General features: G+C 66.0%; 25 protein-coding genes. 13 read left to right on the top strand and 12 right to left on the bottom strand.

Annotated elements, in window-relative coordinates:
• Positions 1-5: 5 nt before the first annotated feature.
• The 4 genes from VL973_RS12070 to VL973_RS12055 all read right to left on the bottom strand — a co-directional run bounded on the left by VL973_RS12070 (position 6) and on the right by VL973_RS12055 (position 2442).
• Positions 6-695 carry a peptidylprolyl isomerase gene (locus VL973_RS12070; RefSeq protein ID WP_325284271.1) on the bottom strand — a complete coding sequence of 230 codons (690 nt, stop codon included), beginning with the start codon at positions 693-695 and terminating at the stop codon, positions 6-8.
• Positions 696-767: 72 nt separating this feature from the next.
• A complete protein-coding gene (gene coaD / locus VL973_RS12065) occupies positions 768-1274 on the bottom strand; it encodes a pantetheine-phosphate adenylyltransferase (RefSeq protein ID WP_325284270.1) in 507 nt (168 codons plus the stop codon).
• Between the two features lie 14 nt (positions 1275-1288).
• A complete protein-coding gene (locus VL973_RS12060) occupies positions 1289-2155 on the bottom strand; it encodes a polyprenyl synthetase family protein (RefSeq protein WP_414712241.1) in 867 nt (288 codons plus the stop codon).
• 44 nt (positions 2156-2199) lie between these two features.
• Entirely contained in the window at positions 2200-2442 is a 243-nt protein-coding gene (locus VL973_RS12055) for an exodeoxyribonuclease VII small subunit (RefSeq protein WP_325284268.1), read from the bottom strand.
• 102 nt (positions 2443-2544) lie between these two features.
• On the opposite strand from VL973_RS12055, the gene VL973_RS12050 reads away from it, so the two are divergent.
• The gene (locus VL973_RS12050) at positions 2545-3909 is read left to right on the top strand and encodes an NAD-dependent succinate-semialdehyde dehydrogenase (RefSeq protein ID WP_325284267.1); all 1365 of its coding nucleotides are present in this window, start codon (positions 2545-2547) and stop codon (positions 3907-3909) included.
• Between the two features lie 69 nt (positions 3910-3978).
• Positions 3979-4167 carry a hypothetical protein gene (locus tag VL973_RS12045; RefSeq protein WP_325284266.1) on the top strand — a complete coding sequence of 63 codons (189 nt, stop codon included), beginning with the start codon at positions 3979-3981 and terminating at the stop codon, positions 4165-4167.
• Positions 4168-4214: 47 nt separating this feature from the next.
• On the opposite strand, the gene VL973_RS12040 is transcribed toward VL973_RS12045, so the two are convergent.
• From VL973_RS12040 to VL973_RS12025, 4 genes are all read right to left on the bottom strand, one after another.
• Positions 4215-5120 (bottom strand): alpha/beta hydrolase, encoded by a 906-nt coding sequence (locus VL973_RS12040; protein ID WP_325284281.1) that lies wholly within the window; start codon positions 5118-5120, stop codon positions 4215-4217.
• 152 nt (positions 5121-5272) lie between these two features.
• Complete coding sequence (locus VL973_RS12035) at positions 5273-6973, bottom strand: long-chain-fatty-acid--CoA ligase (protein WP_325284265.1); 1701 nt, start codon at positions 6971-6973, stop codon at positions 5273-5275.
• Positions 6974-7029: 56 nt separating this feature from the next.
• Complete coding sequence (locus tag VL973_RS12030) at positions 7030-7230, bottom strand: hypothetical protein (RefSeq protein ID WP_325284264.1); 201 nt, start codon at positions 7228-7230, stop codon at positions 7030-7032.
• A 49-nt stretch (positions 7231-7279) separates the two neighbouring features.
• The gene (locus tag VL973_RS12025) at positions 7280-8974 is read right to left on the bottom strand and encodes a GGDEF domain-containing protein (protein WP_325284263.1); all 1695 of its coding nucleotides are present in this window, start codon (positions 8972-8974) and stop codon (positions 7280-7282) included.
• A gap of 95 nt (positions 8975-9069) precedes the next feature.
• Between VL973_RS12025 and VL973_RS12020 the strand changes: the two genes are divergently transcribed.
• The 8 genes from VL973_RS12020 to VL973_RS11985 all read left to right on the top strand — a co-directional run bounded on the left by VL973_RS12020 (position 9070) and on the right by VL973_RS11985 (position 15083).
• Positions 9070-9417 carry an arsenate reductase gene (locus VL973_RS12020; RefSeq protein ID WP_325284262.1) on the top strand — a complete coding sequence of 116 codons (348 nt, stop codon included), beginning with the start codon at positions 9070-9072 and terminating at the stop codon, positions 9415-9417.
• 75 nt (positions 9418-9492) lie between these two features.
• Positions 9493-9933, top strand: a complete 441-nt coding sequence (locus VL973_RS12015; protein ID WP_325284261.1) for a hypothetical protein — start codon at positions 9493-9495, stop codon at positions 9931-9933.
• A gap of 43 nt (positions 9934-9976) precedes the next feature.
• Complete coding sequence (gene panB / locus VL973_RS12010; protein ID WP_325284260.1) at positions 9977-10831, top strand: 3-methyl-2-oxobutanoate hydroxymethyltransferase; 855 nt, start codon at positions 9977-9979, stop codon at positions 10829-10831.
• 63 nt (positions 10832-10894) lie between these two features.
• Positions 10895-11602: a tetratricopeptide repeat protein gene (locus tag VL973_RS12005; RefSeq protein WP_325284259.1), complete on the top strand. Its 708-nt coding sequence runs from the start codon at positions 10895-10897 to the stop codon at positions 11600-11602.
• On the top strand, positions 11599-12921 hold the full coding sequence (locus VL973_RS12000) for an outer membrane protein assembly factor BamB family protein (protein ID WP_325284258.1): 1323 nt from the start codon (positions 11599-11601) through the stop codon (positions 12919-12921). Before VL973_RS12005 ends, VL973_RS12000 begins: the two co-directional genes overlap by 4 nt.
• Positions 12922-13044: 123 nt before the next feature.
• Complete coding sequence (gene der / locus VL973_RS11995) at positions 13045-14391, top strand: ribosome biogenesis GTPase Der (RefSeq protein WP_325284257.1); 1347 nt, start codon at positions 13045-13047, stop codon at positions 14389-14391.
• Entirely contained in the window at positions 14388-14591 is a 204-nt protein-coding gene (locus VL973_RS11990) for a sulfurtransferase TusA family protein (protein WP_325284256.1), read from the top strand. Before der ends, VL973_RS11990 begins: the two co-directional genes overlap by 4 nt.
• Positions 14592-14666: 75 nt before the next feature.
• The gene (locus tag VL973_RS11985; protein WP_325284280.1) at positions 14667-15083 is read left to right on the top strand and encodes an Hpt domain-containing protein; all 417 of its coding nucleotides are present in this window, start codon (positions 14667-14669) and stop codon (positions 15081-15083) included.
• Positions 15084-15102: 19 nt separating this feature from the next.
• On the opposite strand, the gene VL973_RS11980 is transcribed toward VL973_RS11985, so the two are convergent.
• Together VL973_RS11980 and VL973_RS11975 are read right to left on the bottom strand one after the other, a co-directional pair.
• A complete protein-coding gene (locus tag VL973_RS11980; RefSeq protein WP_325284255.1) occupies positions 15103-16278 on the bottom strand; it encodes an acetyl-CoA C-acyltransferase in 1176 nt (391 codons plus the stop codon).
• Positions 16279-16297: 19 nt separating this feature from the next.
• Positions 16298-16750 carry a MaoC family dehydratase gene (locus tag VL973_RS11975; protein WP_325284254.1) on the bottom strand — a complete coding sequence of 151 codons (453 nt, stop codon included), beginning with the start codon at positions 16748-16750 and terminating at the stop codon, positions 16298-16300.
• A 97-nt stretch (positions 16751-16847) separates the two neighbouring features.
• On the opposite strand from VL973_RS11975, the gene putA reads away from it, so the two are divergent.
• Entirely contained in the window at positions 16848-19874 is a 3027-nt protein-coding gene (gene putA, locus VL973_RS11970) for a bifunctional proline dehydrogenase/L-glutamate gamma-semialdehyde dehydrogenase PutA (protein ID WP_325284253.1), read from the top strand.
• Between the two features lie 45 nt (positions 19875-19919).
• On the opposite strand, the gene VL973_RS11965 is transcribed toward putA, so the two are convergent.
• The gene (locus tag VL973_RS11965; RefSeq protein ID WP_325284252.1) at positions 19920-21140 is read right to left on the bottom strand and encodes an argininosuccinate synthase; all 1221 of its coding nucleotides are present in this window, start codon (positions 21138-21140) and stop codon (positions 19920-19922) included.
• 167 nt (positions 21141-21307) lie between these two features.
• Here VL973_RS11965 and VL973_RS11960 point away from each other — a divergent pair, with 167 nt between their 5' ends.
• The gene (locus tag VL973_RS11960) at positions 21308-22399 is read left to right on the top strand and encodes a GNAT family N-acetyltransferase (RefSeq protein WP_325284251.1); all 1092 of its coding nucleotides are present in this window, start codon (positions 21308-21310) and stop codon (positions 22397-22399) included.
• 26 nt (positions 22400-22425) lie between these two features.
• On the opposite strand, the gene VL973_RS11955 is transcribed toward VL973_RS11960, so the two are convergent.
• Positions 22426-23274, bottom strand: coding sequence for a fumarylacetoacetate hydrolase family protein (locus tag VL973_RS11955; RefSeq protein WP_325284250.1), 849 nt, complete (start codon positions 23272-23274; stop codon positions 22426-22428).
• Between the two features lie 339 nt (positions 23275-23613).
• Between VL973_RS11955 and VL973_RS11950 the strand changes: the two genes are divergently transcribed.
• Positions 23614-24606: ROK family transcriptional regulator (locus VL973_RS11950; RefSeq protein ID WP_325284249.1), on the top strand; the 993-nt coding region annotated here is incomplete at its 3' end.

Here is a 24606-nt window from a genome sequence, read left to right as displayed (position 1 = left end):
CGCGCTTACTTCGTGCCCGGCAGCGTCACTTCCTGCTCACCCTCCGGCAGCGCAGCCGCGGGGGCAGGGGGCTGATAGGCGGGGGGATTGTCGGCGGCGATCCAGGCATGGACGATCCGCGCCGGAGTCGCGGGCGGCTCTCCACGCGGGATCGAATCGACATATTCCATTCCGCCGATCACGCGCCCGAACACGCTGTAATCCTTGTCGAGGCTGAGGCGCGGCGTGAACATGATGAAGAACTGGCTGTTGGCGCTGTCCTCCGCCGCTTTTTTCTGTTCCGGCGTGGCGCCTTGCGGGGCGCCCTGCCGCGCGGCCGAAACCGCGCCGCGCACATGCGGCAGATAACTGAACTCGGCGGGCAGGTCGGGCAGGTCCGAACCGCCGCTGCCATCCCCCTTGGGATCGCCCGACTGGGCCATGAATCCCTCGATCACGCGATGAAAGACGATGCCATCATAGAATTTCTGCCGCGTCAGCGTCTTGATCCGCTCGACCATCTTGGGCGCGACATCGGGGCGCAGCCAGATCGTCACCCGCCCGCCGGTCGACAGGTCGAGCAGCCACAGATTTTCCTTGTCGGTGGTTGGCGGCGGCGTCTTTCGCCCGGCAACGGGGCTATCGATGAGCTGGGCCGAGGCGGGCGATGCCAGCCCGATGCCGACAAGCGCGAGAAGCGAGAGAAGAAAACGCATGGATACCCCAGGGATCGGACAATCGCGCGGGGTCTAGACCAGAACGCCCGCGCTGCAAATGGGAGAGGGCGGCTAGCTGCCCTTGCGACCGATGGTCGCGACGCGTGCGGTCACGTCGGCCGCGACCGCAGGGCCGACAAAGCGGGTAATGTTGCCGCCATAAAGCGCGATTTCCTTGACCAGCCGGCTGGCGATGGGCTGCAGCGACACGTCCGCCATCAGGAAAACCGTTTCGATCCGGTCGTTCAGTTGCTGGTTCATGCCCGCCATCTGGTATTCATATTCGAAATCGGCAACGGCGCGCAGGCCGCGCACGATCATTTCGGCCCCTTCGCGCTCGGCAAAATCCATCAGCAGCGAATCGAACGCGACGACATGGATCTCGCCCTCGACCCCCGCGACTTCGCGGCGAACCATTTCCATGCGCTCGTCCAGCGTGAACATGGGCGATTTGGACGGATTGGTGGTGACGCCGATGACCAGCCGGTCGACGATGCGCGCCGCGCGGCTGATAATGTCCATGTGACCCAGCGTCACCGGATCGAAGGTGCCGGGATAAACGGCGGTGCGCGTCGTCATGGAGGAGAAGCCTTTTAGCGGTCGCGTTCGAGCGTGTAGCGGGCAAGGTCGCGCAGCAGATCGGCCTCCGCGCCATAGGCATGAAGATGGGCCACCGCCTGATCGACCAGCATTCGCGCCTGTTCGCGCGCACGTTCGACCCCCAGCAGCGAGACGAAGGTTTCCTTGCCCGCGCCGCCGTCCTTGCGAAGCGCCTTGCCCACCTTGTCCTCGTCGCCCTCGACATCGAGCAGGTCATCGGCGATCTGGAAGGCAAGGCCGATATCGCGGGCATAGCCCTTTAACCCGGTGCGCCCCTCCGGCGCGACGCGGCCAAGGATCGCGCCCGCTTCGACCGAGCAGGCGATCAGCGCACCGGTCTTCATCGCCTGAAGCCGGGTGACGGTGGCCAGGTCGAAGCTGGCGCGTTCGGCCTCAAGGTCCATCATCTGCCCGCCCGCCATCCCGGCCGGGCCGGATGCATGGGCCAGGCACTGGATCAGTTCGGATCGGACAAAGGGGTCGGGGTGCGTGCGCTCGTCCGCCAGCACTTCGAACGCCAGCGCGTGCAGGCAATCACCCGCGAGGATCGCGGTCGCTTCGTCGAACACCTTGTGCACCGTCGGCTTGCCACGGCGCATGTCGTCGTCGTCCATCGCGGGCAGGTCGTCGTGCACCAGGCTGTAGACATGGATGCATTCGATCGCGGTGGCGACGCGGGCAGCCGCTTGGCGATCGACACCGAACAACCGGGCGGTGGCGAACACCAGCAACGGGCGCAGCCGCTTGCCGCCGCCGATCGTCGCGTGCCGCATCGCGCGATACAGGTTGCCGCGCGCATCGTCGGGAATGGGCAGCAGCGCGTCGAATTGCCGATCCATCTCCGCGGTGATTTCGCGCATCGCGTTCCTGAGCGCGAGGCTGGGGCTGGCAAGCGTCATGCCCATCAGCCGGCGAAAGGGACCGTGCCCGCGACGCGGCCTTCGCCGTCGGTGCGGATCGCCTCGATCCGGGCCTGTGCCGCGTCGAGGCGGGCGGCGCATTGCCGCTTCAACTGGTCGCCGCGTTCGTAAAGGTCGATCGCTTCCTGGAGCGACGCGTCCCCGCTTTCAAGGCGGCCGACAATGCGTTCCAGTTCCTTGAGCGCGTCCTCGAACGAAAGCTCGGCGATGCCGGGTTCTTCTGCCATTTATCCGCTATGCGGCAGGATGGGGGCCGCTTGCAATGGGGTGGAGCGAACCGCGCGCAAAGGTGTTGTCATGGAAACACCCGCCGCAAAGGACCGCCTGTCATGTTCGAAACCATGAACCCCGCCACCGGCGAACCGAACCCGCCGGTCGAGGAACTCGACGCGGGCGAGGTCGAGGCGCGGGTCGCGCGCGCGGTGGATCGGTTCCGCACATGGCGCCTGACCCCGATCGCGGAGCGCGCCGCGTTGTTGCACCGGATCGCCGACGCGTTTGAAGCGAACAAGGACCGGCTGGCGCGCACCGCGACGCGGGAGATGGGCAAGACGCTCAAGTCCGCGATTGCCGAGGTCGAGAAATGCGTCGCCGGTTTCCGTTTCTACGCCGAGGACGGCCCTTCCTTTCTTACCGATCACGAAGTCGCTTATGACGGTGGGCGGGCGACGGCGACGTGGCAGCCGTTGGGTCCGGTGCTGGCGGTGATGCCTTGGAACTTCCCTTACTGGCAGGTGGTGCGCTTCATGGCGCCGACGATCCTGGCGGGGAATGTCGGCCTGCTGAAGCATGCCTCGATCACACAACGCTGTGCCGCGCTGATTGAGGAGATGGCGCTGGAGGCCGGCGCGCCCGAGGGGCTGTTCCAGAACCTGGCCGTCAAGTCGGACATGGTCGCCGCGCTGATCGCCGACGACCGCATCGCCGCCGTCACCCTGACCGGCAGCGAGGGCGCGGGGCAAAAGGTTGCCGAAGCGGCGGGACGCGCGTTGAAGAAGGTGGTGCTTGAACTGGGCGGGTCGGACCCGTTCATCGTCATGGCCAGCGCCGATCTGGACAACGCGGCCGAGGTTGGGGCCAAGGCCCGTATTCAGAATGCCGGCCAATCATGCATTTGTGCCAAGCGAATCATCGTGCACGCGGCGGTCTATGACGCGTTTCTGGAAAAGTTCACGGCCGCGATGGGCGCGGCTCGACTGGGTGACCCGATGGCGCCGGACACCGATATCGGCCCGCTTTCCAGCTTCGAACAGCGTGATACCGTTTTCGAGCAGGTGTCACGCGCCCGCGATCAGGGCGCGCAGCTGCTGTTCGGCGCGCAGAAGCCCGACCTGCCCGGCGCTTATCTGACCCCCGGCATCCTGTGCGATGTCGATCCCGACAGCGATGTCGCGCGCGAAGAAATGTTCGGCCCGGTCGCGATGCTGTTCCGCGTCGATGACCTCGATGCCGCCGTTGCGCTGGCCAATGACGTGCCGTTCGGTCTCGGCTCGTCGATCTGGACCACGGACGCGGAAGAAGAAGGCCGCCTGGTCCGCGACCTGCAATGCGGGATGGTGGCGGTCAATCAGATGCTGGCATCGGTCCCACAGGCGCCCTTTGGCGGGATCAAGCGATCGGGCCATGGCCGGGAGCTTGGGCCGTGGGGACTGCATGAATTCATGAACCTGAAAGCGGTGATGCGACCTGATTAAGGCACCGGGCGGGGTTGCGCGCCCGCGTTGGCGTGGCACACTGGGCACATAAAAAAGGGAGAGGATGCGATGTTCGTCAATTTCAACGGCGACTGGCCCCCGCCGCCCGAGCCGCCATCACGCCCGGCCGCGCCGCGGCTGGACAAGAAGGCCGAGGCCCGGTTTACCTGGGCGATCGCGGTGAACCTGCTCCTGCTGCTTCTGATGCCGCTGGCGGGCGCCACCCTGTTCGACGCACTGTTTGCGTTGCTGCGATAGCGGGCAAGGCGTGCCGGTCGCGCAAAGCCACCGGCACGCGAACCTTCTCATGCGGCGGGCTTGAGCATCCCGTGCATCCCGATCCAGTCGACAAAGGCGTCGAACCAGCCGGTGCTGGTGGTTTCCTTCTGATACATGCCGAACCCGTGTCCGCCCTGTTCATACAGATGGAACTCGACGGGCCGCTTGGCGGCCTTCCAGTTTTCGATCAGGCCGAAATCGGTGCCGCCGAACAATGGATCGTCCGCCGCCAGCGCGACGAACATCGGCGGCGCGTCCGCCGGCACCTCCATCGCGCTGACCGGGCCATAGATGTTGCCGATGAACGCGGGCTTGGCGTCCTGCCCGTTCAGCGCCGTCGCCATGGTCAGCATCGCGCCCGCCGAAAAGCCGACCATGCCGATCCGGTCAGGGTCGACCTTCCACTCGTTCGCGCGCTGGCGCACCAGCGCAAAGGCGGCGCGGGCGTCGGTCAGCATCGGGGCGATCCCCGCCATCCGCTCCTGCGGGCTGGGGCGTGGGCGCGCGGCACCGCCGGGCGGTGGCATCTGGCTCGACCGTTCGAACTCGGCCATTTCGGCAGGGGTCGGGTTCAGGCGATATTTGAGAACGAATGCCGCCACGCCCTTTGCCGCCAGCCCCTTGGCGACGTCCCAGCCCTCATTCTCCATCGACAGCGTGCGAAAGCCGCCGCCGGGCGCGACGATCACCGCCGCGCCGGTCGCCTTGGCCGGATCGGGCAGGAACGGCGTCAGCGTCGCGCTGGTCACGTTGCGGGCAAAGACGCTGCCATATTGGCTGTGCCACGCCTCGCTGGCCGTGGCGCCGGGCATGGGTCCGGTTTTCAGGTCGATCGCGGTCGGCTGCGCCGGCGTCGCGATCGGCGCCATGCGATCGCTTTGCGCCAGCGCCGGAACCGCCATCGCGCAACCAGCTGCCAAGCCGATCGCCATCAGGGTCAGGCGGAGCCGGCCCGGTCGTGAAATGCTTGTTCGATTCATTGCCACTCTCCCGAACGATGCGCGCATGTTCGCGCTATCATTGCCGGGATGTAGTCCTACAAAAGTGCGCCGATGTCACGCGCGAAACGGGCAAGCGCGGCGGGTTATAATGACGCCGCTTCGGCCATCACTTCCTTCACCAGATCCTTGCGGCTGAGCTTGCCGATCATCGTCTTGGGCAACGCCAGCCGCACGACCACCTCGTCCACCCGCTCATGCTTGCCGAGCTGGGGGTTTAGCCAGTCGCGAATCGCTTCGCCGGTCACGTCGGTATCGGCCTCCAGCGTGACATAGGCGCGCGGCACTTCCCCGCGATAGGCATCGGGCATTCCGATCACCAGCGCTTCGCGCACGGCGTCGTGATGATAGAGAATCGCTTCGATCTGGCTGGGAAACACCTTGAACCCGCCGACCGCGATCATGTCCTTCAGCCGGTCGACGATGCGGATGAAGCCGTTGCCGTCGATCTCCCCGACATCGCCCGTCCGCAGCCAGCGCGTGCCGTCGCTGTCGGTCACGAACACCTCTTTATCGGCGTCAGGACGCTGCCAGTATCCGCACATGATCTGGGGTCCTGCAACGACGATCTCGCCGGGTTCGCCATCGGGCGCGGGGTGGGCGGGGTCTTCCTTATCGACCAGCTTGACGCGCGTGGCGGGAATTGGCTGGCCGATGGTGCCCGACTTGCCGTCCGCTTCATAAGGGTTGGCCGAAACCACGCCGGAGCTTTCGGACAGGCCATAGCCCTCGATCAGCGTCGCGCCGGTCGCCGCCTCGAACTTGGCCTTGAGTTCGGCGGGCAGGGGCGCGCCGCCCGAAATGCAGATGCGAAGCGACGACAGGTCGGTGCGCGACAGCGCCGGATGATCGAGCAGCGCGCGATACATGGTGGGCACCCCCGGCAGAGCGGTGGCCGATGTCCGCGCGATCGCCGCCAGCACCTGTCCCGCATCAAAGCGCGGCAGCAGCACGATCTCCCCGCCGGTCACGACGGTTCGGTTGAGAACGCAGGTGTTGGCGAAGACGTGGAACATCGGCAAGGCGCCCAGGATGCGGTCGGTGGTCGTGCCCAGTTGCGGGTCCAGCAGCGCCACCTGTCGCGCATTGGCCGACAGGTTCTGATGGCTCAGCATCGCGCCCTTGGGCACGCCGGTGGTGCCGCCGGTATATTGGATGAGCGCCAGGTCGCGCATCGGGTCGAGCGGCGGCGTCGGGCAGCCGCCGTCATTGTCGATCAGCGCCGAAAAGGCGGTGATGCGATCATCGTCGGGCCGTTCAGCAATCTCACGCGATTTGAACCAGCGATACAGCACCGATTTGGTCGCGGGCAGCGCCCCCGCGACCGAACCGACCACCAGCCGTTCAAGCGCGCTCTTGTCGAGCACCTTGATCGCGGTGGGCAGCAACGCCGTCGCCGACAGCGTGAACAGCAGTCGGGTGCCCGAATCGGCCACCTGATGCGCGAGTTCGTCAACGGTATAGAGCGGGGAGAAGTTGACCGCCGTCGCCCCCAGCTTGAGGATGCCGTAATAGGCGGCGAGGTAATGGGGGACATTGGGCAGGAACAGCCCGATCCGGTCGCCCGGCCCATACCCCATCCGCACCAGGCCACAGGCGACGCGATTGGCACCGTCCAGCGTTTCGGCATAGCTGAACTTGCGGCCCATGAAGTCGATCAGCGGGCGCTGACCATGACTGGCCGCCGACTGTTCGAACAGCTCGACCATCGTCGCCGGCGGGAAGTCACGATCCCACTGGCCGGGGTGACGGTAATGGTCCCGCCAGACCGTATCATCCTCTCTCATTGACACGAGTGTAAGCAGGTTGACGTGCCCGTCAACTCATGTCGTGATCGCGGCGATCAGGGCTGGCGGCGACTGGCTTCGCGCACCAGGATCGAGATCGCGAAACGGCCCAGTTCGATGCCGGCCTCGACCGCGACGGGCCGCTCATCCCGGGGCGTGTCAAGCGACAGACGGATCGTGCCCGTCTGCGGCTTGACCGCGATCAGCACGACAAAGGCAAGCAACGCGATCGAAAGGCCCAGGCGGCGGCGATACATGGCGAACAGGCTCCGTGCGGACGATCCACGCGATGGATTCCTATCGCGCTCAGGCGGCGACCGCCAGCCCCGTTACAACGCGAGCGCGGTCGCGTCCACCGGCCTTGGCCTCGAACAGCGCAAGGTCGGCGCATTTATACAGTTGTTTCCAGTGCACGTCGCTTGACAGGAAGCCGGTGCAGGCGCCGATGCTGGCGGTGACGCCCATGTCGAACGGCATCCGCGTCGCGCGAAGGTCGGCCAGCAGCCGATCGGGGTCTATCGCGGCGTCGGCATCGGCGACCAGCGCGAATTCCTCCCCGCCCAGACGGGCGACCAGCGTGCCGGCGCCCGCCGTCCGGCGCAGCACGCGCGCGACCACGCGCAGCACTTCGTCGCCGCCATCATGGCCCAGCGTTTCGTTGACGCGTTTGAAATGGTCGATGTCGATCAGCAGCAATTGCTGGCGCCCCGCACGGCCGATCGCGCGGTTCAGGAAGGCGCGCCGGTTGAGCAGGCCGGTCAGCGGATCGGTCGCCGCCAGCAACCGGTCGACCGCGCCCTGTGCAACGGCGTTATCGCGCTCCGCCGACAACAACCGGATGCGATAGGCGATCGCCAGGCTGGACAGCAGCGCTTCGATCGCCATCGCCATCAGCGTCGAATTGTCGAGCCAGAAGTTCCATCCGAACAGGTTGAACGACTGGATGATGCGCGCGGCCGCCATCACGATCGGCGCCGACCATGCCATGGCGAACATCCACAGATATCGGCTGCGCTCGGCCCATGCGCGCCAGACGATCAACGGCAGGATCGCGATCAGCGCCGCGCAGGCCACCGAGAAGGCGATGTCGAGCGGCACGATCCACCAATCGGCGAACAGCGCGATGGCGATCCCCGTGCCGACCACGCCACCGATCACGATGTCGACGACGCGGCCAAGCCCGCCTTCGAACACGCGCCGCTCGAAATATGTGCGCGCGAACGTCAGGGCGGCAGCGGCCGACGCCGCCAGCGTCATATAATTGATCCGCAGCCGGTTGTTGTTGTCGATGCCCGGCATGACCCAGGCAAGGAAACCCGATGTCGACAGTGCATAGAGCAGCAGCATCGACAGCATCAGGCAATAAGCGAGCTGAAATTCGTGCCGCAGTGCCCCCCAAAGCGCGAAATTATAGATCAGCAGCGCCAGCGCCAGGCCGCCAAACCCGGCATAGAGCGTTGCCATCCAAAGGTTCGACCGGTCGGCGAGATGCCGGTCGGCAAGGTGGACGCCGTTCAGAACCCCGCGCCGGTTCGCCACGCCGTCGATCCGCCAGACGATGCGCGTGACCGGCGCGGCATGGGCTGGCACGTCGAATTGAAGGATGGCACCCAGTTGGAGATGCCGTGAAACACTGCGCGAGCTGGCGTGAAGCCAGGCGACATGGCCGTCGGCATGGAGGACGCCGATTGACATGTGATGTTGCCACAGGCTGGCCATTCGCAGGCGCAGTTCGCCATTTGCGGCGTCGGCGCGCAGGGCGCCTGACGACGCCCAGAAATCGCCGGAGCCGTATTTCGTCTGGTTGCCTGAACAATCCAGCGGGATACGCCGGGCCAGCAGGTCGGCAAAGGATTCGCCGGGCCGAACCGGGGCGATACAGGTCGCGACCGATTCGCCGATCAGGCCGGCACGCGCACCGGGCCGCGCGGGACCGGCGGCATATAACAGTGCCGCCAGCGCCGCGATCATCGCAGCCATCCAGATGAAAACCCGCCCCATGCCGTCCGACCATGGCAGTGCTTCGCGAATTTAGGGTTAACGCTGCGGCATGGCTGCGCTTGACCGGAGCGGGCGGGCGCCGGAAAAAGGCGGTCATGACGATCGAAATCTATGGCATTCCCAATTGCGGCACCGTCAAGAAGGCCAGGGGCTGGCTGGAGGCGGCGGGCTTGGCTTATCAATTCCACGACTACAAGCGCGAGGGGGCGGACGCAGCCCGGCTTGCCCGCTGGGCCGAACGGGTCGGGTGGGAACGGCTGTTGAACCGGGCGGGCACGACCTATCGCAAATTGCCGGCGGAAGTGCGCGACGTGCAGGATCGGGATGCCGCGATCGCGCTGATGGTCGCGCACCCTTCGCTCATCAGGCGGCCTGTGGTCGAGCATGGCGATGACGTGCTCGTCGGTTTTTCGAGCGATATGTGGGACGAAGCGCTGCGCTGAGCGGCCGGGGGGTGTTTGCGGCGGGGCGGGAGGGCCGCTATCACGCATCCAGGCCATTGTTTATGGGAGACGCTGTTGCCCGCTTATGTCCGCCAAGCACCGCCACGCTGGTTCGGGGTCGTGGCCGTTCTGTTGATCCTGTGGGGGCTGGCCGGCATCTTTGCGTTTTACAGTGACGTGTCGATGAACGAAACGCGGCTGGCGGCGATGAGCGAATATGATCGCGCCTTCTACCGATCGCGTCCCGGCTGGTTTGTCTGGATCTACGGCATCGCCACCTGGTCGGGGCTGTTCGGGGCCGTCGCCTTGTGGCTCAGGCGGCGTTTGGCGCGGCCGCTGTTCATCCTGTCGCTGGTGGCGGTCGTGGTGCAGTTCGGCTGGGTTTTTCTGGCGACCGATATCGTCGCGGCAAAGGGCGCGGTCGCCGTGCTGCCCTTTCCGCTGCTGATCCTGGGCATCGCGATCGTGCAGATTTCGCTGGCGACGCGCGGGTGGCGGCGCGGGTGGCTGCAGTAAACGGGCTTGGCCGCCGGGCGACAGGGGCGTAGAGCGCGACGCCATGTCGACCACCTTTACCCTGGACACCGCGACAAGTCGCGCCAACCCGACGCCAAAGCCGATGCGGCGGCTGACCGTGCCCGCGATCCAGAAGCGCAAGGGCGGCGAGCCGATCGTGATGCTGACCGCCTATACCGCGCGCATGGCGCAGATCATGGACGCGCATTGCGACATGCTGCTGGTCGGCGACAGCCTGGGCCAGGTCATCTACGGCCTGCCATCCACCTTGTCGGTCACGATCGACATGATGATCGCGCACGGCACGGCGGTGGTGCGCGGCAGCTATCATTCGGTGGTCATCATCGACATGCCGTTCGGCACGTATGAAGCCTCTCCCGAACAGGCGTTCACCAATGCTGCGAAGATCATGGCCGAAACGGGCGCGGCGGGCGTCAAGCTGGAGGGCGGGGAGGCAATGGCGAAAACCGTCGCCTTCCTGACCCAGCGCGGCATCCCTGTTATCGGCCATGTCGGGCTGACGCCACAGGCGGTGAACGCGCTGGGCGGCTATGGCGCGCGCGGCCGCGACGCGGGCGAGCAGGACAAGATCCTGGCCGACGCGCGTGCGATTGCCGATGCCGGCGCCTTTGCACTGGTGGTGGAAGGTGTGGTGGAGCCGCTGGCAAGATCGATCACCGGTGCCGTCGCCTGCCCGGTCATCGGTATCGGCGCATCGGCCGAATGCGACGGGCAAGTGCTGGTGGCGGAGGACATGCTGGGTCTGTTCGACCGCACCGCGCGCTTCGTGAAGCGTTACGACGACATGGCCGGCCGCATTTCCGCCGCGGTTGAGCGCTATTCGGACGATGTGCGATCACGCGCCTTTCCCGGACCCGAACAGCTCTATTCGATCTGACACCATTTCGTTTCGCCCCGGTCGCGGTTAAAGGTCCCGGTTCGGCTATCCACGGAGCTTGTCTTGGCGCTTACCCCCCAGAATAACGAAGTCTTCATGCGCGAGGTGGACGAGGAACTGCGTCGCGACCAGTTGATGGGCTTCTGGACGCGCTATGGCCGCATCGTCGCGGTCGTTGTGGTGCTGGCGCTGGTGGCGCTGGGCGGCTGGTTTTACTGGCAGCATCGCCAGAATGTGCAGGCCGGGGAACAGGGCGTTGCTTATGACAAGGTGCTCGAAGACCTTGCCGCCGACCGCACCGACGCCGTCAAGGCGCCGCTGGCCGAACTGGCGGCCAGCGATGTCGAGGGCTATCGTGCGATGGCCCGCTTCGTCGAAGGCGATGTGCTGCTCAAGAACGACGACCTCAAGGGCGCTGCCGCCAAGTTTGCGGGGATCGCTGCCGATACCTCGCTGGCGCGGCCCTATCGCGATCTGGCGCTGATCCGACAGACCGCAGCCGAATATGACACATTGCCCCCTGCGCAGGTGGTCGACCGGCTGAAGGGTCTTGCCGTCAAGGACAGCGCCTGGTTCGGCAGCGCGGGCGAAATGGTCGCGGTCGCCTATGTCCGCATGAACAGGCCGGCCGACGCGGGCAAGCTGTTCGGCGAAATCGCCGGCACTGAAAATGTGCCTGAAACGATCCGTCAACGCGCGGTTCAGATGGCCGGGCTACTTGGCGTCGATGCCGTGACCGAACCGGCACAGGAAAAGAAGAAGGCCGAATGAACAACAAGCTGACGTTGCCGCTCGCGGCGCTGGCGCTGACCGCGCTTGGTGGTTGCGGCATCTTCAATGGCGGCGACAAGAAGACGCCGGTTCTGGGCAAGCGCGTGCCGATCCTGGTTGCCGAGACGGGAACCGAGGTGGACGAGGCGCTGGCCGGTCAGGACGTGCTGTTACCCGCCGCCGTCGCCAACACTGCCTGGACCCAGCCCGGCGGCAGCCCGTCCAAGTCGATGGGGCATCTGGCACTGGCCGATCAGCCGAGCCGGGCCTGGTCGATCCGCATTCCGGGCGGCAATACCCGCGTCCGGCTGGGCGCGGCGCCGGTCGTGGCCAATGGTCGGCTGTATGTGTCCGATGTCGACGGCGCGGTCCATGCGATCGACGCGGCGACGGGCGCGACCATCTGGCGCGTCGAAACCGCAAAGGGCGACAACAACGCCCCCGCCCGTTTCGGCGGCGGTGTGAGTGTCGAGGGCGAGCGGCTTTATGCCACCAATGGCCTGGGCGATGTGGTCGCACTGAACGTCGCCGACGGCAGTGAGATCTGGCGCGCCAAGCCCGGCGGCCCGCTGCGCGGTGCGCCCGGCGTCGCGCTTGGTAATGTGTTCGTCATCAGTCAGGACAATCAGCTGTTCGCGCTGGGCGCCGATGACGGCAAGACCGTGTGGACACAGTCGGGCAGCCTTGAGACGCAGGGCGTGTTCGGTGTCGCCGCGCCCGCCGTGGCGCAGGGCACGGTGGTCGCCGGTTACTCGTCGGGTGAACTGAACGCCTATCGTTACGAAAACGGGCGAACCCTGTGGGGTGACAGCCTGTCGCGCACCAGCATGTCGACATCGGTGTCGGCACTGGCCGATATCGATGCCGAGCCGGTGATCGATCAGGGCCGCGTGTTCGCGGTCGGCCAGGGCGGACGCATGGTCAGCCTTGAAATTGTCAGCGGCCAGCGGATCTGGGAACAGAATATCGCCGGCATCTCGACGCCATGGGTGGCGGGCGAGTGGCTTTTCGTAGTCGATAACGAGGGTCGGATGCTGGCGATGGCACGCGGCACGGGCCGGGTCCGCTGGATCGGCGACCTCGGCCGCTGGCGCAACGCCAAGAGCAAGAAGGGACCGATCAGCTGGGTCGGTCCGGTTCTGGCGGGCAACCGGTTGTGGGCGCTCAGTTCCGAAGGGACGATCGCGGCGGTCAATCCCGCCGACGGCAATGTCGGCGCGCGGATCGAGACCAAGCGCGTGTTCACGCTGCCGCCGGTGGTCGCCAACAACACCCTCTATACCCTTAGCGACGATGGTGAACTGAGCGCCTATCGCTAGGCCGCCGTTACCTTGATCCGCAATCCCGTTCCCGCCGGCCCGGCGGGGGCGGGATTGTCGTTTATGGCGCCGATCCGCTAAACCGGCCGCGCGTTCCCGTTTGCCCTGTCACGAAAGTCCGCCATGCCGCTTCCCACCGTCGCCATTATCGGGCGTCCCAATGTCGGCAAGTCGACGCTGTTCAACCGATTGGTGGGCAAGCGGCTGGCGCTGGTCGACGATCAGCCCGGCGTGACGCGCGACCGCCGCGAAGGCGATGCGACGCTGCTGGGCTGCGACTTCCGCGTCATCGACACCGCCGGGTTCGAGGAGGACGATGCCGCCACGCTGCCCGGCCGGATGCGCCAGCAGACCGAAGCGGCGTTGCGTGAGGCGGATGTCGCGCTGTTCCTGGTCGATGCGCGCCAGGGCCTGACCCCGCTGGACGAGGAAGTCGCACGCTGGCTGCGCGTCGCCGACCTGCCGGTCATTCTTGCCGCGAACAAGGCCGAGGGGCGACTGGCCGAATCGAGCATCTATGAAGCGATGGCGCTTGGATTTGACGATCCGATCGCGTTGTCGGCCGAACATGGGGAGGGGATTGCCGACCTGTTCGACGCGTTGCGCCCGTTCATCGACCGCCCCGACCTCGAAGCCCAGATCGAGGACCCCGATGCGCCGGACGCGCCGCTCAAGCTGGCGATTGTCGGGCGGCCTAATGCGGGCAAGTCGACACTCATCAACCGCCTACTGGGCGAGGACCGGCTGATTACCGGGCCGGAAGCGGGGATCACGCGCGATTCGATCGCGGTCGACTGGGAATGGCAGGGCCGCCGTGTCCGGCTGATCGACACCGCCGGGATGCGAAAGCGCGCCAAGGTTCAGGAAAAGCTGGAAAAACTGTCGGTCGCCGATGCGCTGCGCGCGATCGATTTCGCCGAGGTGGTGGTGATCCTGCTCGATGCGACCAAGGGACTTGAGGGGCAGGACCTGAAAATCGCCGACAAGGTGATTGCCGAAGGGCGCGCGATCATGATCGTGCTCAACAAATGGGATGTCGCCGAAAACGCATCATCGCTGTTCAACGGCGTCAAGGGCGCGCTGGACGACGGGCTGGCACAGGTCAAGGGCGTGCCGTTGCTGACCGTATCGGCGGCGACGGGCAAGGGGCTGGACACCATGTTGAAGGTCGCGTTCGAAACGCGCGAGGCATGGAGCCGCCGCGTGTCCACCGGATCGCTCAACCGCTGGTTCGAACGCGCGATCGAAACCAATCCGCCGCCCGCACCCGGCGGCAAGCGGATCAAGCCGCGCTACATCACTCAGAACAATACCCGCCCGCCCAGCTTCGTGCTGTTCGGCACGCGCGTCGACCTCTTGCCCGAAAGCTATCGCCGCTATCTCATCAACGGGCTGCGGCGCGAGTTCGATTTTGGGGCGGTGCCCGTTCGCCTGCACCTTCGCGCGCCGAAGAACCCGTTCGACCCATGACTCGGGTGGACGCGCGCGGCCTTCGCTGTCCCTGGCCGGCGCTCAGGGCGGCGCGGGCGCTGCGCGAGGGTGCCCCGATCGAAATCCTTGCCGACGATCCCGCCGCCGCGCGTGAGCTTGCTGCGTTGGCAGGCGCCCAAGGTCTTGATTTTAAAGTGATCTATGACAACAGATACCATATCGGTCCCGTCACGTCGTAACCTCTCCTTTACTCTCGAACGCTTATTATTCGCAACGGACCCTGGGGGGCGCAGGGCAGGAGACAGGAAATGACGATGTCGGTCGAGGACCGATCGCTGGTGAACTGGTCAAGCTATGCACAGGCGCGTGCCGAGCTTGGCGCGAACTTCGCCCGTATCCTTGGCTATTTTCGCGAGGACGGGCTGAAGTCGGTCGATGCGATCGAAGCCGCCATGCGCGCGCGTTCGGCCGCCGCGCTGGTCGTGCCCGCCCATACGCTGAAGGGCGAAGCGCGTCAGTTCGGCGCCGATACGCTGGGCGACCTAGCCGAAGCGGTCGAAATGACCGCGCGCGATTGCGTCGAACGCCATGATGCGCCCGACATGCTGCTGGAACAGGTGGTCGCGCTGCGCCCGCTGTTCAATCGCACGCTGACCGCGCTGGAGCGTGAGGCGAATCCGCTGGTCGCGCGCAAGCCCGCGGGCGGTTTCGGGCGGCGCGTCGCGATCTGATGCACCGCCCGACCGGGCGTTACAGGACCTCGAACAACCCGGCGGCGCCCATGCCGCCGCCGACGCACATCGTCACCACGACATATTTCGCGCCGCGCCGCTTTCCTTCGATCAGAGCGTGGCCGGTCATGCGTGCGCCCGACATACCGTAAGGATGGCCGATCGAGATCGCGCCGCCATTGACGTTGAGCAGCTCGTCGGGGATGCCCAGCTTGTCGCGGCAATACAGCACCTGCACCGCGAACGCTTCGTTCAGCTCCCACAGCCCGATATCGTCCATCTTCAGGTCGAAGCGTTCAAGCAGCTTGGGGATCGCATAGACCGGGCCGATGCCCATCTCGTCCGGCTGGGTGCCCGCCACCGCCATGCCGACATAGCGGCCGAGCGGCGTCAGGCCGCGCCTGGCGGCCGCGCTTTCCTCCATCAGCACGCTGGCCGATGAGCCGTCCGACAACTGGCTGGCATTGCCGGCAGTGATGACGCCGCCGGGAATGACGGGTTGCAGCGCGGCCAGACCCTCCGCACTGGTATCCGGCCGGTTGCCCTCGTCCTTGTCCAGCGTGACTTCGCGGGTCGAGACTTCCTTCGTCTCCTTGTTCATGACGTTCATCGTCGCAGTGACGGGCACGATCTCGTCATCGAACCGGCCGGCGGCCTGCGCGGCGGCGGTGCGCTGCTGCGACTGGAGACCATAGGCGTCCTGCGCCTCGCGGCTGATGCCGTAACGCTTTGCCACGGTTTCGGCGGTTTGCAGCATCGGCATATACACATCCTTGTGCATCGCCAGCAATTCGGGGTCGGGGGCGATCCGCATCTGGGGCGTCTGAACAAGGCTGATGGATTCGACGCCGCCGCCGACCACCACGTCCATATTGTCGACCATGATCTGCTTGGCGGCGGTGGCGATCGCCATCAGGCCGCTGGCGCACTGACGGTCGACCGACATGCCCGCAACCGTGACGGGCAGACCGGCGCGCAGCGCGATCTGGCGAGCGACGTTCGTCGACTGGTGCCCCTGTTGCAGGGCGGCGCCGATGATGACGTCATCGACCTCGGCCCCGTCGAGCCCAGCCCGCTGAACGGCGGCCTCGACCGATCTCGCGCCCAGCGTTTGCGCGGGCAGGTTGTTGAACGCGCCGCGATAGGCGCGGCCAATGGGTGTGCGGGCGGTGGAGACAATGACTGCGGAGCGCATGGTATATCCTTCTCGCTGGTCAGATGAAGATCAGGCTTATCCATTCGGCGATCAGGGCGGGCTTTACCTCGCCCTCGATCTCAACGGTGAACTCGGTGGTCTGCTGCCATTCGCGGGGCCGCTTCTCGGCAAGTGCCAGCAGTTTGAAATGACCGCGCACGCGCGCGCCCGACTTAACGGGCGTGAGGAACCGGACGCGGTTGCCGCCATAGTTGACGCCCATCCGCGCGCCGTCGATCGTCAGGCCCGGCGTGCGTGCGGCCAGCATCGGCATCAGCGACAGCGTCAGGAAACCATGGGCGATCGTGCCCCCGAACGGGGTCTGCGCGGCACGAACCGGATCGACATGAATGAACTGATCGTCGCCGGTGGCGTTGGCAAAGGTGTCGATCATCGCCTGATCGACCGTCACCCAGTCGGACGTGCAGGTCACGCCGATCTGGCTGGCGCGTTCGCTGATGGTGACGGGCATTCCCTCTCCGCGGCGTTTGGCGCATAGCGCGCGCATCATCTAGTGGCCGCGCGGGTGCGCTCGCAAGGCCTTCTTGACCGGAAAAACGAAAATGCAGATGGCCCTAACGTCACCCGCCCATGATGCGCTGGCAAAACTTCACCGCGCGAGCGAACCCGATGTTCTAAAACCGCTGATGGAGCGGGCGCGGCTGGGTTCTGATTCGCGCGCGCGGGTGCTGGATCATGCTGCCGGGCTGATTGCCGATCTGCGTGCGGCGCAGAACCGCGGCTGGGTGAACCAGTTTCTCCAGGAATATCGGCTCAATTCGTCCGAGGGCATCGCGCTGCTGAGCCTCGCGGAGGCGTTTCTGCGCGTGCCCGACCCCGAAACCGCCGACCTGCTGATCGCCGACAAGCTGGGCGATGCCGATTGGCGCGCGCATACCGGCAAGTCGGGATCACCGTTCGTCAATTCCGCGACCTGGGGGCTGGTTGTCGGTCGTGCGGTGGTGGGCGAGGGCGGCGGCGCGCTGAAGCGGCTCATCAGCCGCGCGGGCGAGCCGTTCGTGCGTCAGGCTGTCGGCGCTGCCATGCGGCTGATGGGCGAAGTGTTCGTCATGGGCCGCAACATTGCCGAAGCGCAGAAACGCATGGCCCGGCCGGAGCACAAGGGCTTTACCGCCAGCTTCGACATGCTGGGCGAAGCGGCGCGCACCCGCGCGGACGCCGAACGCTATTTCGAAGCCTATTTCAACGCAATCCGTGCCGTCGGCAACGATCCGAAATCGGGTCATTCGATCAGCGTCAAACTGTCGGCACTGCATCCGCGATATGAAGTCGCGCACTGGGATCGGTGCGTCCCCGAACTGACCGACATGCTGGCGCAACTGGCCTCGGAGGCCGCATCGCAGGGTATCGCGCTGACCGTGGATGCGGAGGAAAGCGACCGGCTGGAAATGTCGCTCGACATCATCGGCGAAGTCGCGCGTCGTCCCGAACTGCGCGGTTGGGACGGTTACGGCATGGCGGTGCAGGCCTATGGCAAGCGCGCGCGGCCGGTCATCGACTGGGCCGACGATCTGGGCCGGGTGATGAACGTTCGGCTGGTCAAGGGCGCCTATTGGGATACCGAGATCAAGCGCACCCAGGTCGAAGGACTGGAGGATTACCCGCTGTTCACGCGCAAGGCGGCGACCGATGTGTCGTATCTGGCCTGCGCGCGCGATATGCTGGAGGCGTGCCATATCCGCCCCGCTTTCGCCAGCCACAATGCATTGACGGTTGCCACCATCCTCGAATGGGCGGGCGACAGTCGTGATTTCGAGTTTCAACGGCTGCACGGCATGGGCGAGGGGCTGTATGAACGGCTGGTCCGCGAGGAGGGCTATCACTGCCGCATCTATGCGCCGGTTGGCGGACACCGCGACCTGCTGGCTTATCTGGTCCGCCGGTTGCTGGAGAACGGGGCCAATTCGTCTTTCGTCCACCAACTGGCCGACGAACGGTTGAGCGACGAGGAACTGCTGGCCGATCCGGTCGAAAAGGTCGCTGCCGTGGGCGGGGCGCGCCACGCGTCGATCCCGCTGCCGATCGACCTGATGGGGGCGTGGCGGAACAGCCGTGGTATCGACCTGGCCGATCGCGCGATCCTGGCCGACACGGCAAGGGCGATTGCCGACACGCCGATCGACAATCGCGGCACCGATGCGGTTCATGCCAATCCGCGCCGCGCCAGCGGACGCGGCAAGCGCGCGATCGAGGCGTGGACGACTTCGGACAATGCTGTTCATGAGGCGGTGACGCGCGCGCAGGCCGCTTATCCGCAATGGGACCGCCGCCCGGTGGAAGAACGCGCCGCGATCATGGAGCGTTATGCCGACCTGCTGGAAGAAAACCGCATCGAACTGATGGCGCTGTGCGTCAAGGAAGCGTTCAAGACGATTCCCGATGCGCTGGGCGAAATCCGCGAGGCGGCCGATTTCTGTCGCTACTACGCGATGCAGGCGCGCGGTGTGCTGCCGCCGCGCGCGCTGCCGGGGCCGACGGGCGAGCGCAACGAATTGCGGCTTGAGGGGCGTGGCACGTGGGCGACGGTATCGCCCTGGAACTTCCCGCTGGCGATCTTTACCGGCCAGAATGTCGCCGCGCTGGTGACGGGCAACACCGTGGTCGCAAAGCCCGCGCCGCAGACGCCGCTGATCGCGCGCCGCGCGGTCGAACTCGCCTATGAAGCAGGCGTGCCGCGCGACGCCTATTCGCTGGTGACGGGCGGGGCCGATGTCGGGGCGGAGCTGATTTCGGACCGCCGCATCGCGGGCGTCGCCTTCACCGGATCGACCGCGACGGCCAAGCGGATCGCGCATAGCGTGCTGGCCGACGACGAACGTCCGATCATTCCGCTGATCGCCGAAACGGGCGGCGTGAACGCGATGATCGTGGACTCCACTGCACTGCCCGAACAGGTCGTGGTCGACGTCATCACCAGCGCGTTCCGATCGGCCGGACAGCGTTGCTCGGCGCTCCGGCTGCTGCTGTTGCAGGAAGAGGTCGCGCCGACGATCCTCGAGATGCTGCGCGGCGCGATGGAAACGCTGATCGTCGGCGATCCGGGCGACCCCGCGGTTGACGTGCCGCCGGTGATCGACCGCGACGCCTATGACCGGCTGATGGGCTATCGCGAGACCAAGCGCCCGTGCTGGATCGCGACGGTCGATGTGCCCGAAGACGGCCTGTTCGTGCCGCCGACGCTGATCGGCCTCGATGCGATCGAAGATCTGGACCGCGAATGGTTCGGGCCGCTGCTGCACGTTGCGACGTGGAAGGCGGGTGCGTTGGTGGACACGATCGAGCGGGTTAACGCCAAGCGGTTCGGCCTGACCATGGGCCTGCACAGCCGCATCGCGCGCTCGGCCGAACTGGCCGAGCAACATGCGCGGATCGGCAACCTGTATATCAACCGCTCGATGATCGGCGCGATCGTGGGATCGCAGCCCTTTGGCGGGGAAGGGATGTCGGGGACGGGACCGAAAGCGGGCGGGCCGAACTATCTGCCGCGCTTCTGTGCGGAGCGCGCGGTATCGGTCGATACGACCAGCGCGGGCGGCAATGCCACGCTGCTGAGCATGGACGAAGGGGGTATCTGACGAGCGCGCCGCCGCCCCGGCGCAAAACCGGGGCAGCGGCGGCGATCAATGCTGTCCGCGCTGGCCCAGCAGGCGCAGGCGAAGCGCGTTCAGCTTGATGAAGCCCGCCGCGTCGCGCTGGTCATATGCGCCCGCATCGTCTTCGAACGTCACGACCTTTTCGCTGTAGAGCGTGTGCGGCGACTTGCGCCCGACGATATAGGCATTGCCCTTGTACAGCTTCAGCCGGACGGTGCCCGTCACCTTGTCCTGGCTGTGGTCGATCGCGGCCTGCAGCATCTCGCGCTCGGGCGCGAACCAGAAGCCGTTATAGATCAGCTCGGCATAACGCGGCATCAGCTCGTCCTTCAGATGCGCGGCGCCGCGATCCAGCGTGATCTGTTCGATCCCGCGATGCGCGGCGGCATAGATGGTGCCGCCCGGCGTTTCATACATGCCGCGCGACTTCATGCCGACGAAGCGGTTTTCCACCAGATCGAGGCGGCCGATGCCGTGCTTGCGGCCCAGCTCGTTCAGCGCCGCCAGCAGCGTGGCGGGCGACATCGCCTGACCGTTCAGCGCAATGCCGTCGCCGCGCTCGAAATCGATCTCGATATATTCGGACGCGTCGGGCGCATCTTCGGGATTGACGGTGCGCGAGTAGACGTAATCGGGCACTTCGTCCCACGGGTCCTCAAGCACCTTGCCCTCGGACGAGGTGTGCAGAAGGTTGGCATCGGTCGAAAAGGGGCTTTCGCCGCGCTTGTCCCTGGGCACCGGAATCTGGTGCGCCTCGGCAAAGGCAATCAGCGCGGTGCGGCTGGTCAGATCCCATTCGCGCCACGGTGCGATGACCTTGATGTCGGGATTGAGGGCATAGGCCGACAATTCGAAGCGGACCTGATCGTTGCCCTTGCCGGTCGCGCCGTGCGCCACGGCGTCGGCGCCGACCTCGGCCGCGATCTCGATCAGGCGCTTGGAAATCAGCGGCCGCGCGATCGAGGTGCCGAGCAGATACAGCCCCTCGTATAGCGCGTTGGCGCGCATCATCGGGAACACGAAATCGCGGACGAATTCCTCGCGCAGATCGTCGATATAGATATGTTCAGGCCGCACGCCCATCAGCTCGGCCTTGGCGCGGGCGGGTTCCAGTTCCTCGCCTTGACCCAGATCGGCGGTGAAGGTCACGACCTCGCAATTATAGGTCTGCTGCAGCCATTTCAGGATCACGCTGGTGTCGAGACCACCCGAATAGGCAAGGACGACGCGTTTGATCTGATCGGACATGGGGCAGGCTCCAAATGACGGACGCGCGGCCTCTAGGGCGTGGGCGGCGCGGGAGCAAGGCGGCGCAGCCGCCGCGGCCGGGACAGGCCCGGCGCCACCGGGCGCCAATGCGGTAGAATGAGCAATGATGGATGGCTTGGTAAGGGTTCGGCGCTATGCCCGCCCCCATGACCAAGCCGATGCTGCTTGCCGATTTCGAACGCCTGCCGCCCGCCCATCTGGTCGAGGCGGTGGTCGGCCTGTCGTCCACGATCGACACCGTTGCCGAGCGCGCGCGGCCCAGTCACCGCTTCCTGCGTTATGGCTGGTTCGCGGCGGCGCTGGCGACTTATGGCGGCCATGCGCGCACCTTTACCGTGCTGCGGGAGGACGCGCCGCTTGCCGCGCTGCCCGTGGTGGCGATGGGGCCGCCGGTGCTGCGGCTGGGCGCGGTGCCGGGCTGCTATTGGCCGATGCGAAGTTTTCCCGTTGCCGCGGATGCGGGCGCGGATGCGGGCGACGCGCTGCTCGACGCGCTGGGTCAGCGGTTTCGCGCGCTCAGGATCGGGCCGGTCTATGACGATGATCCGGCGCTTGCCCTGTTGCGCGCGGGTGCGGCGTCGCGCGGGTGGCGCGCCATGCCGCGTGACGTTGCGCCCAGCTTCCTGCTCGACATGGCGGCGCAGGCGAGTGACGGGCCGTTCCCGCGCAATTCGACGCTCAAGAAGAACCGATTCCACGAAAAGCATCTGGCCGGGCACGGCGCGCTCGACTGGTCGTTCGTGCGCGGTTCGGGCTGGCGCGACACGGCTTTCGATGATCTGGCGGTGGTCGAGAAATCAAGCTGGATCGCCGAGCGCACCGACGGGCGCGACGCCAAGTTCACCGATGCCGGCCACGGCGCTTTCTGGCGCCGCGCGGCGGCGGACCCGGTCCTGGCCGACATGATGAACGCCGCGATGCTGCACGTCGACGGGCGACCGGCCGCGTTCAGCTTCGACCTGGATTGCGGCACGCTGAAATATGCGATCGCCAACAGCTATGACCCGGCGTTTGCCAAGCATTCGCCGGGCAAGCTGCTCTATTACCGCAACCTGGTCGACGCGCAGGCGCGCGGCATCGACCGGGTCGATTGGGGCGCAGGCGACAGCGGATACAAGCGGGTGATCGGCGCCCAGCCCGGTCCGATGATCCGTGACTGGCTGTTCGTCCGTCCCGGCTTTTCCAGCCTGATCGCCCGCGCCCTGCAACGGCATTGGCAAGGCAGCGGACAGGGTTAGGCGAAGCGTTGGCGCCGCCGCCGCCGTCAACGCGCGGCGACGCAGGTCTGGCGCTGTTGCCCCAGCCCCTCGATCCCCAGTCCCATCACGTCGCCCGGTTTCAGGAACCATGGTTCGGGCTTTTGCCCCATGCCGACGCCGGGCGGCGTGCCGGTGGTGATGATGTCGCCCGCCTCAAGCTGCATGATGCGCGAACAATAAGCCACGATGTGCGCGACGCCGAAGATCATCGTCGCGGTGTTGCCGTCCTGGACACGCTGGCCGTTCACTTCCAGCCACATCGCCAGCGCCTGCGGATCGGGCACCTCGTCGCGCGTCACCAGCCACGGACCCACCGGGCCGAAGGTGGGGAAGCCCTTGCCCTTGTCCCATGTCGGGCCGCGATCCAGTTGCCAGTGGCGTTCGGACACGTCGTTCACCACGCAATAACCCGCGATATGCGCCATCGCGTCGGCCTCGCTGACATCATGCGCGGGGGAGCCGATGATGATGCCCAGTTCGACTTCCCAGTCGGCCTTGGTCGATCCGCGCGGGATCACGACATCGTCGTTCGGTCCCGACAGGCAACTGACCCACTTGTTGAACACCACCGGCTCCTGCGGGATCGGCAGGTTCGACTCGGCGGCATGGTCGGCATAGTTGAGGCCGATGGCGATGAACTTGCGCGTGTTCGCGACCGGCACGCCGTAACGCGGGCGACCCTCTACCAGCGGGAGCGAAGTGGGTTCGATCGCCGCCAGCCGGTTCAGACCGTCGGGCGAGAGCGTCGCGGCGTCCAGATCGGCGATGATGCCCGACAGGTCGCGCAGATTGCCGTCATGATCGACAAGGCAGGGTTTTTCCTGGCCAATGGGGCCGGTGCGGCAGAGCTTCATGGGTTCACCTCCTGTCGGGAAAATAGGTCAGAATATTCATGCGGCCATGCGCTTGCGGTCCTGGAAACATCGCAAGAACCAATGCTTTCGAAAGTGCTATTGCACGCGCAGGGTCGCTGGACATGAATACCGGCGCAACACCCCTGGCCAGTTCCGGCTCGGACTGCCCCTGCACTATGCCTGCCAATCGGAAGCGCTGCGGACGCTACGCAGGTTTGTATGTGGATCAACCTCGACGCCCTGGTAACGGTCGGAGCGGCCCTTTGCGCTTTCTCTTGAATGCGACGATGATAATGGCGACGGCTGGGCCGGCGACATGCGGGCCGCGAAAGGAAATTGATGGACTGGCGTGACAAACCTTCGTTGCTCGCAGGCGCCAATATCGAACATGCCGGCCAACATAACCAACGCGTCGTCCTCCACGCCATTCGCGTGAACGGCACCGTCACTCGCGCCGACATTGCCGCGGTGACGGGGCTGACGCATGCCACGATCACGAACATCACAAATCGCCTGCTTGACGAGGGACTGCTTGTGCGCGCGGGCCAGCGGCGCGGTGCGCGGGGACAGCCCGCCGTCCGGCTGGCGATCAATTCGCAAGGCGCCTGTTCGATCGGGGTCAATATCGACCGCGACCACCTGACCCTCGTCGCGGTCGATTTCGGTGGCGCGGTGCGCGCACGCATCAGCCGTGACATGGCGTTCCCCCTGCCGCATGACGTGCGCGATTTCTATCGTGAGGAGATCGATCGCCTGCTGGCGGTCGCCGGCATCGCGCGCGAGCAACTGGCCGGGGTCGGTGTCGCGCTGCCGGATCAGATCGGTGAGGTCGACCTGCCGGGTCGCCCGGCGGGGTATGACCAATGGGCCGAAACCGATGTCGCGGCGCTGTTCGCCGACGTCAGTCGCCTGCAGGTCTGGGTCGAGAACGATGCCGCCGCTGCCGCGATCGGTGAGATGCAGTTCGGGCTGGGCCAGCGCTATGGCAGCTTCTTCTATCTTCTCATCACCTATGCGCTGGGCGGTGGGCTGGTGGTCAATTCGCTTTATGATCGCGGCGCCAATGGCCGGTCGGGCGAAATCGGCTTTCTGAACGTCGATGACGGGGCCGGGCGACAGGTGCCGCTTCAGAACCTCGTGTCGCTGGCGGGCCTGGCCCGGCGGTTCGACGCGGCGGACCTGCACGGGGCCAGCGTGCGCTCGCCCGATCAGGGCAATCCCGCCGTCGCGCGGGAGGTGCAGGCCTGGGTCGAACAATCGGCCCGCGCGCTGGTGCAGCCGCTGATTGCGGTCAATTGCCTGATCGACCCGGAAACGGTGCTGATCGGCGGG

It is taken from the genome of Sphingomonas sp. (assembly GCF_035490575.1).
Classification (GTDB): Bacteria; Pseudomonadota; Alphaproteobacteria; order Sphingomonadales; family Sphingomonadaceae; genus Sphingomonas.
Note: the sequence above shows the minus strand (reverse complement) of the source record. Positions and strands in the feature narration are given on the sequence as shown.